The 16,006-nt window shown below is 44.4% G+C and carries 15 protein-coding genes; 12 read left to right on the forward strand and 3 right to left on the reverse strand.

The features are described from left to right. Positions 1–152: 152 nt before the first annotated feature. From OP489_RS01455 to OP489_RS01465, 3 genes are all read right to left on the reverse strand, one after another. A complete protein-coding gene (locus OP489_RS01455) occupies positions 153–929 on the reverse strand; it encodes a divalent metal cation transporter (RefSeq protein ID WP_266162611.1) in 777 nt (258 codons plus the stop codon). Beyond that, positions 835–1,455, reverse strand: coding sequence for a divalent metal cation transporter (locus OP489_RS01460; RefSeq protein ID WP_266162612.1), 621 nt, complete (start codon positions 1,453–1,455; stop codon positions 835–837). Before OP489_RS01460 ends, OP489_RS01455 begins: the two co-directional genes overlap by 95 nt. Before the next feature lie 160 nt (positions 1,456–1,615). Next, a complete protein-coding gene (locus OP489_RS01465; protein WP_266162613.1) occupies positions 1,616–2,587 on the reverse strand; it encodes a dihydrodipicolinate synthase family protein in 972 nt (323 codons plus the stop codon). A gap of 325 nt (positions 2,588–2,912) precedes the next feature. On the opposite strand from OP489_RS01465, the gene OP489_RS01470 reads away from it, so the two are divergent. The 12 genes from OP489_RS01470 (at position 2,913) to OP489_RS01525 (ending at position 15,586) form a co-directional block, all read left to right on the forward strand. Further along, positions 2,913–3,911, forward strand: coding sequence for a LacI family DNA-binding transcriptional regulator (locus OP489_RS01470; protein WP_266162614.1), 999 nt, complete (start codon positions 2,913–2,915; stop codon positions 3,909–3,911). Between the two features lie 725 nt (positions 3,912–4,636). After that, positions 4,637–6,421, forward strand: a complete 1,785-nt coding sequence (ggt, locus tag OP489_RS01475) for a gamma-glutamyltransferase (protein WP_266162615.1) — start codon at positions 4,637–4,639, stop codon at positions 6,419–6,421. A gap of 88 nt (positions 6,422–6,509) precedes the next feature. Then, positions 6,510–7,160 carry a DUF6305 family protein gene (locus tag OP489_RS01480; RefSeq protein WP_266162616.1) on the forward strand — a complete coding sequence of 217 codons (651 nt, stop codon included), beginning with the start codon at positions 6,510–6,512 and terminating at the stop codon, positions 7,158–7,160. Positions 7,161–7,262: 102 nt separating this feature from the next. Beyond that, positions 7,263–8,531 carry a TRAP transporter large permease subunit gene (locus tag OP489_RS01485; protein WP_266162617.1) on the forward strand — a complete coding sequence of 423 codons (1,269 nt, stop codon included), beginning with the start codon at positions 7,263–7,265 and terminating at the stop codon, positions 8,529–8,531. An 18-nt stretch (positions 8,532–8,549) separates the two neighbouring features. Next, positions 8,550–8,699 (forward strand): hypothetical protein, encoded by a 150-nt coding sequence (locus tag OP489_RS01490; protein ID WP_266162618.1) that lies wholly within the window; start codon positions 8,550–8,552, stop codon positions 8,697–8,699. A gap of 19 nt (positions 8,700–8,718) precedes the next feature. Continuing rightward, on the forward strand, positions 8,719–9,870 hold the full coding sequence (locus OP489_RS01495) for a succinylglutamate desuccinylase (RefSeq protein WP_266162619.1): 1,152 nt from the start codon (positions 8,719–8,721) through the stop codon (positions 9,868–9,870). Positions 9,871–10,104: 234 nt separating this feature from the next. Further along, positions 10,105–10,884, forward strand: a complete 780-nt coding sequence (locus OP489_RS01500) for a succinylglutamate desuccinylase/aspartoacylase family protein (RefSeq protein WP_266162620.1) — start codon at positions 10,105–10,107, stop codon at positions 10,882–10,884. Continuing rightward, positions 10,881–12,032, forward strand: a complete 1,152-nt coding sequence (gene pgsB / locus OP489_RS01505; RefSeq protein WP_266162621.1) for a poly-gamma-glutamate synthase PgsB — start codon at positions 10,881–10,883, stop codon at positions 12,030–12,032. Before OP489_RS01500 ends, pgsB begins: the two co-directional genes overlap by 4 nt. Then, complete coding sequence (pgsC, locus tag OP489_RS01510; protein ID WP_266162622.1) at positions 12,022–12,456, forward strand: poly-gamma-glutamate biosynthesis protein PgsC; 435 nt, start codon at positions 12,022–12,024, stop codon at positions 12,454–12,456. Before pgsB ends, pgsC begins: the two co-directional genes overlap by 11 nt. Before the next feature lie 10 nt (positions 12,457–12,466). Further along, the gene (gene pgsW / locus OP489_RS01515; RefSeq protein WP_266162623.1) at positions 12,467–13,531 is read left to right on the forward strand and encodes a poly-gamma-glutamate system protein; all 1,065 of its coding nucleotides are present in this window, start codon (positions 12,467–12,469) and stop codon (positions 13,529–13,531) included. After that, complete coding sequence (locus OP489_RS01520) at positions 13,528–14,922, forward strand: sensor histidine kinase (protein ID WP_266162624.1); 1,395 nt, start codon at positions 13,528–13,530, stop codon at positions 14,920–14,922. Before pgsW ends, OP489_RS01520 begins: the two co-directional genes overlap by 4 nt. After that, entirely contained in the window at positions 14,915–15,586 is a 672-nt protein-coding gene (locus OP489_RS01525; RefSeq protein ID WP_266162625.1) for a response regulator, read from the forward strand. Before OP489_RS01520 ends, OP489_RS01525 begins: the two co-directional genes overlap by 8 nt. Positions 15,587–16,006 lie beyond the last annotated feature (420 nt).

Genomic DNA, 16,006 nt, shown 5'->3' on the forward strand with positions numbered 1-16,006 from the left:
TTTATTAGAGTATAAAAATACTCTAATAAAGGGTGCTTTTTTATCTTATTGAAGCCGCATGCTTATTTCTCTGATTTATAAAAATAAACCGTCACCTTTTAAGAAGGTGACGGCTTAAAGAAGGTTAAGTATGGTGTATATCCTCGCTACTTTTAGAAGGATTGGATGAGCTTCGGAATCTGAACCATCAGTGCGTTAATGGTCATATAAACCGCGAAAAGATAGCAGACGGTCATAGAAATCTGCAATGCTCTCGGAGCCTTATAGCCGTTGAACAGTTCCTTTTTCCAAAGAATCAAAACCATGAAAAGTCCAGCGACCGGCGTTGCGACTGAAGTTGCAACATTTGCGATAAAGATTAGCTGTGTTGGAGAGCCACCGTACGAAAAACAAATTACAGATGCGACGGCAAGGCACACAAAGCAGGGGATTTTGACAGCCTTAGAATCCAACGCAGTTTCCTTATTGACACCAGCATTAAACAGAACAACACCGCGCTGAGTGTTTCCTAGTAAGGAAGAAAAACCGGCACCGATGATGGCAATGCCCATAATAATGGGAGCGGCATTGCCAAGGAATGGGCGAAGCAAATCTCCTAGCTGTGCAGGAGCTTTAATGGTTGTACCGCTTGGATTCAGAACAATAGCACCGACCAAAACAATAGCACCTGAGATCAGGACGACGGTTGTGATGTGGAAAATCGCATCTGTGCGCATTGCACCATTAAAAAGGTCCTCTTTTTTCCAGTTCTTTTCAAAGCCGAGATAAGTTCCGTAAATACCCGCTGTGACGGCGGCATTAGTACTGATGTAGCCGAGCGCTGTAGTAAAGGAGTTATCCGCAAACTTCCAGTTGGTTAAGCCTTGGCCGAATGCGCCCCAATTTGGACCGCCGGTCGCGACTAGTGTTGCGAAGAAGGAAATGATCATTCCAATAATGCAGATTCAGAATGCCCTTTTCAACTTTGCCGTAGACACCCTTGGATAGGTAGCAGAATGCAAGCACAGCGAGCATAATGAGCGCACCGATTCTCCAGTCAAAACCGAAGATCAGGGTCATGCCTGCACCGGTACCTGTAATGTTGCCAAGCGTAAAGAAGAAGCAGGCGAGAAAGAGTGCTGTACCGCAAAATGCGGCAGCAACACGACCAAAATAATGGTCAATTGCGTGAATGACAGGCATTCCAGTCATAGTAGAAATCCGATACGATGCCATGGTGAAAGTGATGCCCATAACAATGACGGGAATCAGCAGCCACATCATTGTATATCCGTAATTTGCGCCCATCATAGCAGAGGTCGTAATATTTCCGGGGCCTATAACAATGCCGGTTGCGACAATTCCAGGACCGATCTTTTTGAGCATTTCTAGGAAGGAGAGCTTTTTTACATCTTTAGGATCAAAGCCAAGCCGCTCGGGCACTGGTTTGCTCATATCTACTTTTTCGTAAGCCATAGTGCACTCCTCTTTCTTGTTTGTTGAGAAAAAGGGCAAAAACAGGCGTGCATGGAAGGAAATGCGTTTTGATATATGCCTGCTTTTTCATTGCCGATTTTACTCGTTTTCAGAACTGCGCATATCTGGTTTCAACCGCAGACCACGCAGTATAACCATATTATTTATATTGTTCCATGTCAACCTTTGGCAGATCGCTGAGCTTCAGGCCATTCGCAACCCAGTTAATCTGATTCTGGTCCAGAGGAAGGACAGGTTTTCTCATAAGAGCAGACGTGAAGATACCGCGCTGCTTGAGGGCTTCTTTAAGTCTTGCATGTGCTTCGCCGGAAGGCTGACCACCGCCATAAATTGCCTGACTGATCGGATAAATGCGGTTGGATGCGTCTTGTGCTTCCTTAAGTGTATGCTTCTCGGGATTCTTGAAAACATCCCATGCTTTAGTGATCAGTTCAGGTACGCAGCCTGCAAAGCCAATCAGTGCGCCGTCCATGCCGGGGAACCAACTGACACACAAGGTTTCGTCATGGCAAGTAATTAAGGAAATGTCTGGGCACTGTTTGCGCAATTCACGGACATCATGCTCATAAATGGAGGTAACACGTGTGCCCATCTTAATGCACTTCACATGCTCAATTTCCTTGCACATTTTGATCAGGGTTTCTACTGGATAGAATGCCTTGGAGGTGGCAGGATACAAATGAATAATGATATCAATGTCTGCGCCTTCAGCAACATCTTTGACGTATTCAAACGGAGCATTGGGGTTCATGCCAAAACGCAGCCACGTGTGAGGGGGCATCAGCAAAATGCCATCCGCGCCAGCATTTTTTGCGTCCTTTGCCATCTCGATGGTTTCTGCTGTATTTTCGCAGTTGACGCCAGAGATGATTGTCATCTTATCTCCGCACTCTTCAGCGCAGATTTCAACGACTCTTTTTCTTTCGGCTCTGGTCAGACCGGTGATTTCACCCGTATGTCCGTTGCAGACAATTCCCTGAATTCCTTTGTCATAGAAGCTCTTGATCCACCGAAGGTATACGCGAAATTCTTCTTCATTGATGGAGTAGTCATCATTTAGGGGAACAGAGACCGCCGGGAAGATCGTTTTAAAAGTTTTTACCTTAGCCATTTGAATAATCTCCTTATCATATTGTTTTGAATTGGTTGTGCAAGCGATTGCACCTTTATTAATTATTTTTTACCACAAGCGAATCTAGACGTCAATTGTTTTTCTTTCTTCTGCAAGTTATTGCATATTACATGCAATAACTTGTATAACTTATCTATTTATAACAGATAAGTTTAAAAAATTTAGTGATAATTATCTTTTCGCGTTTAAAAGAAGCCACGAGCCAAAAATTAATTTCATGCAAACGATTGCACATAAGCAATTATTTGCTATAATATTGGTGTCAGTCAAAGAAATTGGAGGTTTCATCAAAGGAGTTGTGAATATGGCTACTTTAAAGGATGTTGCAAAGCTTGCAAATGTGGATGTTAGCACAGTGTCTCGTGCGCTAAACAACACCTCCTATGTGCATCCGGATACTCGAGCGCGCATTATAAAAGCAGTAAAGGAGCTTAGCTATCAGCCCAATATTCTTGCGCGTGGTTTGCGGCAGGGAAAACGGAATACGATTGCGGTCATTGTCCCAAAGTTGTCCTTTTCGATTTTTGAGGAGTTGACTGCCGGAATTCAGGATGAAGCTCAAAAACGTGGCTATTCGACGATCCTGTGCAATACGGATGACGATAAGATCACGGAAAAAGAAAGCCTAAACCGTCTCAGAAACACTTTGGTCGATGGGATGATTATTGCGGGGACCGGATACAACAAACGGCTGGTTCGGGATATGAGTGCTGATGGGATGCCGGTTGTTCAAGTGATTCGGCAGCTGGATCCAAATCTTTGCAGTGTTACAGTTGACAATGTCAGTGTTGGTTATCAAGCAGTTGGACATTTGATCAGCAAGGGCTGCCGGAATATTGGTCTGATAAACGGCTCTATGCAAATTTCCCCCTATGTTGAACGTTATGAAGGCTACAGTAAGGCTATCCGCGAGAATAAGCTAAAAGAGATTACAGTGGAGCTTCCTTCTAAGAACCGTGGGGCAATCTACGGGCATGATTGCACGGAGCGTTTGCTCGATCAGAATGCAAAACTGGATGCCATTCTTGCGGCAACGGATGCTCAGGGGATGGGGGTTCTGCGTGCGCTAAAGGAAAACGGTCTTCGGGTACCGCAGGACATTCGGGTTGTTAGTATGACTGGATACCGGATAGGTGAAATGCTGGAAACGACCTTGACTTCTATGGAGCTTCCGGGTTTTGAAATCGGTGTTAGCGCTGCAAATATGGCAATTGCTGCGATTGAAGCTGACAAATCTCAGCCGATTGTGGTTCGGCATGTCAGCTTTTCAGCGGTGTTGACACCACGGGAATCAACAATGTAAGGAACTTTGATTTTTAACAGTTTTAGAAATGCAAATTGAATTACTATAACATTTATGATTCTTTCGTAAAAGGGTGTACTTAAATCACGGAACCGAATAAAAAGGGATACCACCTATTTTGTAGGTGGTATCCCTTTTTTATAGTAACGCAGTGCCTTTATGCAAACAATTTGTCGAAGGTACATTTCGAACTGGAACGACTCGATGTAGAAAAGGGTTTACTTGATGGATGGTTATTAATACTTTAAATCCGTCATATTATACAAAACAATCTAATTGACTTTAAACGAATTGCATTGGTACATTTAATTGATTTTGCATAAATTATAAAATTAATTGCAAATTGTTTAATTTTAAAAAGAATTTTTTTAAAAGACTTGGCTTTTATATGGTTGTGATATAGCTATTAATATTAAATAATAACATTAAATTAACGATAAAATTGGGGAAATAACGAATAAAATAGCCATAAATTATTAACATTTTAAAAATATAATAACGCATTACATAACTATGTGAACGCGAGGTGTAATTCGTGAAGAAAGTGTGAATTATTTTTGAGATAAATAAGAGAAAAAATATCTTTCAAAAATTCATTGTGATATACTGAACTCACAATAGCACGTGAAAGGGCAATTTGCTGGTTTTAAGCAACCGAATCCTTTCCAAATCTATGATACCCATTTAGGTTTACTGGGCGCCCAATATAGAAAAGGAGGAAATTTATGAAAAAGACTCAGAAATCATTATCCCTGCTTATGGCGTTTGCCATGTTACTCTCTGCTACAAGTTGTGGTACGAATCCCAGCACTTCATCAGCATCCTCTACTGCTTCTCAGGGCAGTAGTGCTTCCTACACATCTTTGGATGACTTTAAGCTGTTCGATGCCGATAAACAAATGATTCGTACCGGGCGAAATGATACCGGCGAAAAAGGTGTTGTTTCTACCGGTAAGTATGAAGCTTCCAAAATTGGCCGCCAGGTTATGGAAGAGGGCGGCAACGCAGTTGACGCTGCAGTCGCAGCGGCTTTTACTTTGGGCTTAGTTGAACCCAATTCCTCCGGCCTCGGCGGTGGCGGTTTTATGACCATTCATCTGGCTGATGGAACCAACCACTTTGTCGATTTCCGTGAAGTTGCTCCTCAGGCTGCTACTCCTGCAATGTGGGAAGTAGGCTCAGACGGCAAAGTCAAAGACAACGCCAATATGGTCGGTGGCAAGTCGACTGGTGTTCCTGGTGAAGTTGCTGGTATGCTGTATGCTTTGGACAAATACGGAACTAAGAATCGTAAAGATGTCATTCAGCCTGTTATCGATTTGGCTAATAAGGGCTTTACCGTAACCCCTACCCTAGCCGATGATATGACGAACTGTTATGAAAACATGCAGAAGTTTCCAGAGTTTGGAAAATTGTTCCTTAGCGAAAATGGTATGCCCTATGAGGTTGGACAGAACTTTGTAAATAAAGATTACGCCAAGGCTTTACAGATTATTTCTGACAAAGGGGCCGACGGATTCTATAAGGGAGAAATCGCCCAAAAGGTTGTTGAGATGAACAACAAGTATGATGGTTTGCTCTCCATGGATGATCTGGCCAACTATAAAGTAAAAGATGTTGATCCTGTTGAGGGAACCTACCGTGGATACAAAGTCATTTCTTCTCCGGCTCCGTCCTCTGGAGGAACGATTATTATTGAGATCCTTAACATCCTCGAGAATTTTGATTTGCCCAAAATGCAGGCAAACTCCGCTGATGAGCTCCACTTGTTCTCTGAAGCTTTCAAGCTTGCTTATGCAGACCGCGCTAAGTATATGGGCGATCCGAAATATGTCGATGTTCCGCTGAAGGGACTTATGAGCAAAGAGTTTGCAAAGACACGCGCTCAGCTCATCGATACCAAGAAGTCCGCTGATCCAGTCGATGCCGGCGATCCTTTCGCTTATGAACATCAGGAAACGACTCATTTTTCCATTGCTGATAAAGCAGGCAACATGGTTTCTGTTACTCAAACAGTAAACGGATATTTTGGTTCCAGTGTATGTGTTGATGGCTATGGCTTTATGCTCAATAACGAGATGGGTGATTTCTCCCCCGATGCTAAGAGCCCGAACTGCATCGCCGGCGGCAAATGCCCACTGTCCTCTATGAGTCCAACTGTCGTTCTGAAGGAAGACGGTACTCCGCTGATGGTTCTTGGCTCTCCTGGAGGCACCACCATCATCTCCACCGTTGCTCAGACAATTTCTAAAGTGGTTGACCATGGCATGGGCATGCAGGAAGCTGTTGATGCACCTCGTATCAGCGGCTACAGCAAAAACACAAATAGTTATGAAACCCGCCTCAGCTCCGATGTAGTAGACGCTCTCACGAAACTTGGTCATACTATGAAAGCGTCGGAAGAGTGGAATCGCGGCATGGGTTCTGTTCAGGCTGTTTTGTACAAGAATGACGGAACTCTTGAGGGCGCGGCTGATCCTAGACGTGACGGTAAAGCTTTAGGATTTTAAGCACTCTGATCTTAAATAGGTTTCCTGTAAAAAGGGAAAATTTATGGCATCTTTCGGCATTTAGTAAAATCTCAGGAGGAAAACAATTATGAAACTCAAAAAAGGTTTAGCGTTTGTGGCAGCTCTAATGATGGTCGTCTCTATGGCGGCTTGTGGTGAGTCTGGTGGTACGTCCTCTGCAGCACAGAGCGCAGCACATTCCACGGCTTCTTCGTCTGCTGCTTCCGGTGCTGCTTCTACCAGCGTACAAGGCCTCAAACAACCCATCGCGGAGCAGCCTATCCTGCTTACCTCTGTTGGACAGAGTGCTGATGTAGAAATGGTAAAGACTTTATTTAAGAAGATTAACATAGATCCTACGACTGACCATTTAGCTACTGCGGATTCAATTGGAAATGCCAAAACTTTGGTTTTAGCAATCGGCGGTTCCTCAAAAGGACTTGGTGCTGCTGGTATTGATGCAGATCAGGAATTAGCCCGAGTTGCAAAATTGGTTGACGCTGCGAAAGCTAAGGGATTGACGATTATTGCTATGCATACTGGTGGCCAAACCCGCCGCGGCGAATTGTCCGACAAGTTTATTAAACCCGCTTTTGAGAAAGCCGACTATGCAATTGTAGTAGCTGACGGAGATAAAGACGGGATGATGAAAGGCCTGGCGGCTTCCGAATCCATTCCGATGGATACTGTTGATAAAATAACGGATGTTCCAGATGTTCTTAAAGCTGCTTTCAAGTAAAACTTCTTCTTATATCTTCTCACTATATCCCTAGAATGAAAATCTGCCACTGCATCAGATGGATGAACGGCGGCAGATTTTCTTATTAAAGGAGGTCTTTGCATGTGCATTGAATTGATTATTTTCATCGTCATGGTCGTCGTATTTATCGCCGGCTGCTTTTGGCTAAAGCTGCCGGTGAGTATCTCAATGGTGATTTCTGCCATTGTAGGTGCTTTAGTTGGCGGCCAAGGAATTCCACTTCGCCACTTGGTTGAAGGTACATTTTCTTATGTGGATACAATCCTGGTAATCGCCTGTGCCATGATCTTTATGAAAGTCCTGCAGGAAAATGGGTCTCTTGACGCACTATCTTGTATGATTGTGGAGCGTTTTCACAAAGTTCCAGCATTGCTTTTGTGCCTGATTATGTTGGTAATTATGTTCCCTGGTATGATTACAGGTTCTTCCACTGCAGCAGTTCTCTCTGCCGGTTCCATTATGATGCCGGTTCTAATTTTGATGGGAATTCCAAAGCTGGAAACCGGTTGTATCATTGCCATGGGAGGAATCCTAGGAATGATCGCTCCTCCGGTCAATATTCCGGCAATGTTGATTGGCGGCGGCGTCGATCTCCCTTATGTGGGCTTTGAAGGTCCGCTGGCACTGCTCACTTTCCCACTGGCTTTCCTATTTGTACTGATGTTTGGGTTCAAATATGTCAGACATCTGGACTATGAGGCAATTCGGCAGCGGATGAATACCGAATCCCGTGAAAAATATGGATTCCGAAATTATATTCCGATTTTGGTTTGTGTATTCCTCATGATTCTGAACAAAGCCGTCCCTGCTATCCCGGATTTGGGGATGCCGTTAGTTTTCCTTATAAGCGCTATTGTGGGACTGTTTACCGGTAAAAAGGTTCCTGTACTTAAGACCGCCAAAGAAGCTATTAATACGGTCCTTCCCGTGCTTGGCATTTTAATGGGCGTAGGAATGTTCATTCAGATCATGACTTTGACTGGCGTACGTGGTTTTATCGTAAACGTCTGCCTAAGTATTCCGGATGCATGGCGTTATTTGGCCATGGCAATCTCCATCCCATTGTTTGGCGCGGTATCTTCTTATGGTGCATCTTCTGTTTTGGGTGTTCCGTTTTTGCTTGCCTTTTTGGCGAAAAATCAGGTTATCACCGCGGCGGCCATTTCTCTTATCGCCTCTTTGGGAGACATGATGCCTCCTACTGCGCTGGCTGGTATTTTTGCAGCGCAGGTTGTCGGCGTTGAGAAGTATACGGACATCCTCAAAAAATGCATCGTTCCCGCTATCATTATGATCGTTTGGGCAACCGTTATCATTATATTTTCTCCACAACTGGCGAAGATTATATAAGGAAGGATCTGAAGCGATATGATAATTACACTGATCTACCGTGCAATCGTAGCACTTGTTCTGATTTTTACGATTTGGAATCTATTCACGGAAAAGAAAGTTGCGCTCCAGGCAAACGCCGCTCTTGTGGTGATTCCGTTAATCTTACGTTTTCTAATGATTAAATAAGAAAGGAGAATTTGACTTTATGGGTAAGAAGAATGTTATTTCAGCTACCATCTGCCTTGTGGCAGCGCTTACAATTGCGGCTGTAACCGGTAAAAACTTCATGGATATTAAAAAACCGGATACGCTGTATCCCAGTGCTAATGTCACGGAGACAAAAATGCTGAGTGACTACTTTGGAGATTTGAAAGGTACCTATGGAGATACGCCGGTTTATGTGTTCAAAGGTTCTAAGCCCGGTGGTTCTATGCTGCTTTTGGGTGGTACTCATCCGAACGAGCCTGCCGGCTATTTAGCGGCTGTCACGTTCCTGGAAAATGTTAAAGTGGACCAAGGAACCGTCTATGTTATCCCCAGAGCCTGCAACAGTGGCTTTACAAACAATGATGCCCAGGAGGCTTCTCCACAGTATTTGCACATTACAAATAAGAATGGGCAGGTACGTCAGTTCCGTTACGGCTCTCGTGCGGCAAATCCTGTTGACCAGTGGCCTGATCCGGATGTGTATATCCATGCAGGTTCCGGCCAGCAATTGTCCGGTTCCGAAACTCGAAACTTGAACCGTTCTTATCCTGGTAAACCCGATGGAAATCTGATGGAGAAAACCGCTTACGCCATTGTACAGCTGATCAATAAAGAGGGTGTCAACCTGACATTTGATTTGCATGAGTCATCTCCTGAATACCCGGTTAATGATGCAACGGTTGCCCATGAAAAGTCCATGGACTTCGCTGCACAAGGTATGTTGGAACTGGAAATGGAAGGTATCACTATGAGCTTGGAGCCTTCGCCTACCAACTTACATGGCCTGAGTCATCGGGAACTCGGTGACTACACAGATACCTATCCAATTTTGATGGAAGCTCCGAATGCTTCTCAGGGCCGTCTGCGCGGTGCTACCAACGAAGAAATGGCTTTGACCGGCAAGGATAAATTTTATGTCAGTGCTGCAAAGCAGGGATTCCTCTATGTTCCTTATGATGAAACAGGCCATCCGATTGAAGAACGCGTCGGTCGTCATCTGCAGGGAATCATCGAATATACAAAAGCTTTTAGCTCTATCCATAGCGATAAAGCAGTCAGCTTTGAAAATGTTCCTGGATATGAGCAAATGTTTACGGATTCCGATCCCTCTCAACTGGGTGGTCCCCATTTGGGTTCTTTCTTAAACTGAGTACAACTTTATTCTTGTAAAGATTTCATCCTTTTTCATCCTTACCGTGCCGGTGTGAGTCCAGAATTTTAAAATCCTGGGTTCACACCGGTTTTTATAAGGAAAATAAATACTTTATTGATACTAATTGGATATTGTACTATAATGTAATATAAATAGTTAATAAATGGCTTTTACTTTGTAAAAGTATCCGGAATCCCCATTAAGGAATCATTGGATGGAGGTGAGATCACAGTGAATCAAAATGTTCTCCTGCATAGAGGTGGCGTTTTACTGTGTTTTCTGTTATGCTTGATCTTGACCGGGGTTCCGGGTGGTTCTGCTCCTTTTTCAACAATTTCTAGAAGTCTGTTGGCTCAAGGAACAGACATGGAAACTGAGCTTGTGACCCTTAAAGGCAGCAGCCCTGGACCCAGTTTGGTGGTGGTTGGAGGGCTTCACGGCGACGAGACATCCGGCTGGGAAGCCGCCGACCAGCTAAAACATACAGCTTTGATTAAAGCTGGCACGCTGTACATTTTGTCACCCGCCAATGTTTACGGTGCCAAACATAATGTTCGCTATACGGCACAAAATTGGGATTTAAATCGCCTGTTTCCGGGCAACCCAGAGGGAGACCCCAGTGAGCAACTGGCGGCAGAGCTGTGGGAGCTTATTCAGCGAGAACAACCTGTACTGGTGGTGGATCTCCATGAAGCTTTGCCTAAGGAAAAAAATTGGGATTATCTGGGCAGCTCTATTATTGTTACAAAAATGGATGGGATCGAAGATTTAGTAGACGCAATTTTGTCCGATACTGCCGCCGGAACCTTGTGCTCTGAACCCTATAATTTTTACGGCCCTGGGATGCCTGGAAGTATCAATCGAACCGTTACCGAAAAATTGAATATTCCAGCTCTAACGATAGAAACGTTCCGAGGGGATTCTCTGGAGCGTCGGGTAGGAGATCACTTGGCCCTGATCCATTTCATTCTGAACTGGTATGGGATGGAGGAAAAGGAGGTACTGCGATGACAAAGTCCATCGGGGTGGTTTTGGCTTTGGCAGCTGTTTTTTTCGGTTACTTAATCTGGGAAAACCAGCGTGCTATAAAGGACCGCTATGCCATAAAGCATGTAGTCTATGTGAACGGAACCCGTGGAAAGTCCAGTACGACTCGTCTGATCGACGGCGGTTTACGGGCTGCAGGGCTGCGGGTGTTCTGCAAGACGACCGGAACCTTACCCATGACCATTAATACGGACGGGGTGGAGCAGCTGATTCACCGACGAGGGGCAGCTAATATTCGCGAACAACTGCAGATTTTACATAAGGCGGCTAAGGAGCACGCTGATGTGCTTGTGATCGAATGTATGGCTGTGAATACAGCATATCAGAATATTTCCCAACACCGGATGGTGCGCGCAGACATCGGTGTGATTACGAATGTACGGTTGGATCACACGGATGTGATGGGGGAAACGTTGCCGGAGATTGCGGAGGCGTTGTCTAATACAATTCCTAAGGCAGGTATTTTGTTTACTGCCGAACAGGAACAATTTGACGTGCTGGCAAAAAATGCGCAAGCTCTTGGGACAAGGATTTTTCAAGTTTTACCGGAAGAATCTTTGGCGACGATTGATTGGCCGGACAATGTGGCTTTAGCGTTGGCGGTCTGTACCCAGTTGGGAGTAAGCCGAGACACGGCCCTCTTCGGAATGAATACTTTTTATCAAAAGGACCCTTATGCCTTGTCTTTTTATCGGGTTGGGAATGGGACGCTCTTTATTAACGGGCTCTCTATTAATGATTCACAGTCTACATTGAAGGTCTTTGCAACTTTGCAGAAAAAGCTGGAGTTCGGAAAAGGAAAATTTATTTTGCTTCTAAACAGTCGGGCAGATAGGGCTTCCCGTACGATCCAGATGGCAGAGCTGGTGCGTGATTTGGCGCCGGATTCCTTATGGCTTTTAGGATCTGGACGAAAACTTCTAAATCATACTCTGCCTCGGCGCATCCCTAAAGAGAAGATGCCGGAGATACAGCGTTATACCAGCGCCGCAAAGCTTGACTTTTCTGGTTTGCAGCCGGAGGACATAATTTTTGCGGCAGGGAATATTGCTATGGAAGGCAAAAAACTAATGGATCGAATTCGTAAGGAGGGAACCCCTGATGTATTATGATATTGTAGTCCTTGGAGTGGTCATCAGTGTTCTTTTTTCCGAATTGACTCAACTGTCTCCAGCAGGTCTGGTGGTTCCCGGCTACATCGCCCTGAACCTAAAATCACCGGAGCGCATTTTTTACACACTGTTGATTGCTCTGCTCACCTGGGGAATTGTAAAACTGATGGGCAACGTAATGATCCTTTATGGGCGTAGAAGCTTTGCTGCCTCTATTCTGGTAGCTTTTTTGATTGACTGGCTTGTAACATTAAGCGGTCTGTTTTTAGGACACCCTAACATGATCGGCTGTTTGGTAGCGGGGATCATGGCTCGGGAATTCGAGCGTCAGGGCCTTTTAAAATCCACTTTATCTCTTGGAATTGTGGTGGCTATTTTGGCGCTCATTATGTTCCTAATTGGGCACCCGGCGTTGGGCTTGTAGGGGGTGCGCCATGAAGCAAAGGCTGACACGGCGGGAAATCCCCCTCGTCTTTCTATTCCTTGTTCTCTGCTTGGCAGTTTGGTGGATCAGTGCCAGCGGACAGTCGGTGAAAACTTCGGATTATGAAGTGAGGCTGGCGGCCGCTCGGCGTATGCAAGCCTGTATGGATGCGGTGAAAAATTATAAGCAGGAACGAAACATTCCCTTAAATCCTGAGGATATTTTTGGGACAGGTATGTTGGGAGAAGAATACAATGGAATCACTACCACCTTAGGGGATTTGCAAGCGAAACGCACGACTGCGAACAGTGACATGGCTGCTTTATGTGTAGCGCTTTTGGAAAAGGCTGGAATTAAGCAAGGCGATACGGTAGGGGTAGGGGTCTCCGGTTCTTTCCCTTCCATGAATCTGGCAGTGCTTTGTGCCTGCGAGGAGATGAAGGTTAAGGCTCTGACGATTCCTTCCGTGGGAGCTTCTACATATGGGGCCAACAACCCGGAGTTGACTTTCCCGGCTATGCTAAAGTTGTTGACTAAAGATGGACTGCTCACGGACAACGTACTAAGAGTGACGCTGGGTGGTGACAGTGACTGCGGTCTTAGCATGGATCCAAAGCTAAGAAATCAGGTGGAGCAGAGTCTTCATAATTTGGGGATTACTCTTTGGAAGGAACCTGACTTTCAGAAAAATCTTCAAGAACGCATGGCTCTCTATGAAGAACATGGTCCCATTTCCTGCTATATCGGTGTGGGAGGCAACATGACTTCTATCGGTATAAGCGGAAAGAAAATGGTTTATGGTGTTACGGGGCCAAAAACGGTGTTGGCGCCGGTAACGGAGAAAAGTGGCCTATTGGACCTTTATCATGATAAAGGATTGCCGGTCATCAATCTGCTCGATATTAAAAAGTTGTGTACCGATTATGGCCTGCCTTTTGATCCTGCTGCATTATCGGAACCTGGAACCAGCGCAATTTATTATGTAACAACCTATTCTGTTCCGGCGGTGATAATCACTTTGCTGTTAGCTTTGGTGATCTTGATTTTATATTGGAGCGGGAGGAAAAAGCGATGAGTAATCTGCAAATTAAGCATATGGACCGACGCAATCTGGTCATCGGAATTTCTCTTGTTCTGTTGAGTCTTCTAATGCCGAATCTGGTAAATGTGCAAAACTTTCAGATTTACGAAATTCTGTACCAATCCATTGCTACTCAGGAGCGGGTTTATATCATTTATGCGGCGCTCAAACTGGTAGCTTTAAATGCGATCCGCTGTATTCCGCATTATGTGGGTGCTTTTTTCATTGGCGAGGCCATCGAGATGAGCTACAAAGGAAAGCCTGTTGCTTTTTTGCGGGCACTTCTGATTTGTACCATTATTCCCATCGTCTATTTTTTAATTGGACAAATTTATCATATTCGATATGACTTTGGTGGACCGGCTTTAATGCTAATTGCCATGCTCGTCATGCTGGAAAAGATCAATTTTAACCTCGTGAATCTCTCCAAAAAGACGCTAATGGTAATCCTGATGATTATATCTTTACAGTTCCTGGATGTAATGCCGGATTTGGATGAATTGCCCTTTGGCCGCGGAGAAACTTCTACGGATATCAAGGTTATTTCTCATTTTATGGGGGCAGACACCTATTTGCAGTTTGCCGCAACCCTGCTGTTTTTTCTGCTCTTTGCCGGGTCTATTCTGATGTGCAAGTTGATTCTGGATGAAAATAACCTGCGCCAAATGAATGAGATTAAAGAACAAAATGAGAAAATGCACACAAAGCAGAGACTGCAGGCTATGGAAGAACGTACTCAGCAGGAGCTGCGCCATTTGGTCCATGACCTTAAAACACCGCTGACTAGTGCGCAGGCTTTGGTGAGTGTAGTAAAGTTAAGCTGTCCGCAAAATAACCGAGAGTTGGAATATCTAACTCGGGTGGAAGATTCTATGGATCACATGAGTTCCATGATTTCGGAAGTGCTGTATGAAAACCGACGATCTGTGGTGACGACTGAACATATCATACGAGCACTTTTGGCACAAATTTCAAACGCGGAGTATGCAACGCTAGTACATACTCGTAATTCGATACCTGAAATTAAGGTCGAAGTCAACGAGATTCGATTTCTGCGGGCGCTAATTAACCTAATAGAAAATTCATACTATGCATTAGAGCCTGGCCGAGAAGGAGATATCTGTGTTTTAGTAACGCTGGATGCTGAAAGCCCTAATGGGGACGTATGCTTTCAAGTGAAAGATAACGGAAAGGGGATCCCGGCAGAAATTTTAAATTCCATCTGGGAAGACGGCTTCTCCACACGAAACTCCCATGGCTTGGGCTTGAGCTTTGTGCATCAAGTGGTAGAACAGAATCATGGAACCATTGAAATGGCCAGTGAAGTGGGAAAGGGATCCATTGCGACCATTCGAATTCCAGAAAGTGAGGAGAATTATGCATAATCCAATCAGAATCCTATCCATCGATGATGAGCCGGATATCCGCTATGCTCTAAAGGCAATTTTTGACTTTGAGGGTTGGAGTGCCTTGATGGCACCGGATGTTCCAGTGGGGCTGAAACTGTTTCGGCAGTATCAGCCAGACCTCGTTTTAATAGATTATCATCTGCCTAATGTCAACGGGATTGAAGGAGTACGCCGCTTGCGGAATCTTTCTTCTACAGTGCCGATCTTGGTTTTCACCATCGATGAGAGCCAAGAGGTGGCTAACCGCTTTTTGGAGGCGGGAGCCACGGACTTTGCTCTTAAACCTATTAAGGCTCCGGATTTAATCTCCCGCATCCATCTGCATATTCGCTTGTTGGAAAGTGAAAGAGCGCCAGACACTTTAGAAAATTTGCCTCTCGCCAAAGGGATCGGACTCCCCACTCTCCACCGGATTATGGAATTTTTTCAAGGACAGAAAATGTTTCTTACCGTGAATCAAGTTGCGGATAGCACGGGTTTTGCTTACCAGACCACCTACCGCTATTTACAGTACATGGTATCTGTTGGTCTAGCAGAGATCTGCAACACCTACGGAAAAATAGGCCGGCCGAAGCAAGGTTACCGGTTAAAGAGTCAAGCCCATAGAGAAAATCATTTGCAACATGCGTCAGAATGCTGATACGCTGGCAATGCTATTTTTAAATAAAACAGATGCTGGTGTTTTATGGAGTGATATAAAAACTGTCATCATAGAAACATTGGATTTTGTCGAATATTAAGAAAAGCGCATTAGGAAGAAATTTATCTTCTTGATGCGCTTTTTAGGCTTAGAAAACCGTAAAAGTTTTACTCAAAGCAGACCAATTTGGACAAGGTTTTTAATTCTGCTCTGTTATTCTTAAAACGCACGCGAAAAATCCGAAAAGTTTTTTATTTTTTTACAGACTAAAAAAGGAATGATATTTATCAATATAACTAAAAAATTAAAAAATAAGTCCCCTTAAAGTCTAGAAGTCTTACAAAATGCTTGAATTTTTTGGGATATGTGATATGATGAGACTATAAATAATACCTAATAAAAAGGTGGAAAAGAGGTCCG

Source organism: Caproicibacterium sp. BJN0003 (assembly GCF_026314295.1).
Lineage (GTDB): Bacteria > Bacillota > Clostridia > Oscillospirales > Acutalibacteraceae > Caproicibacterium.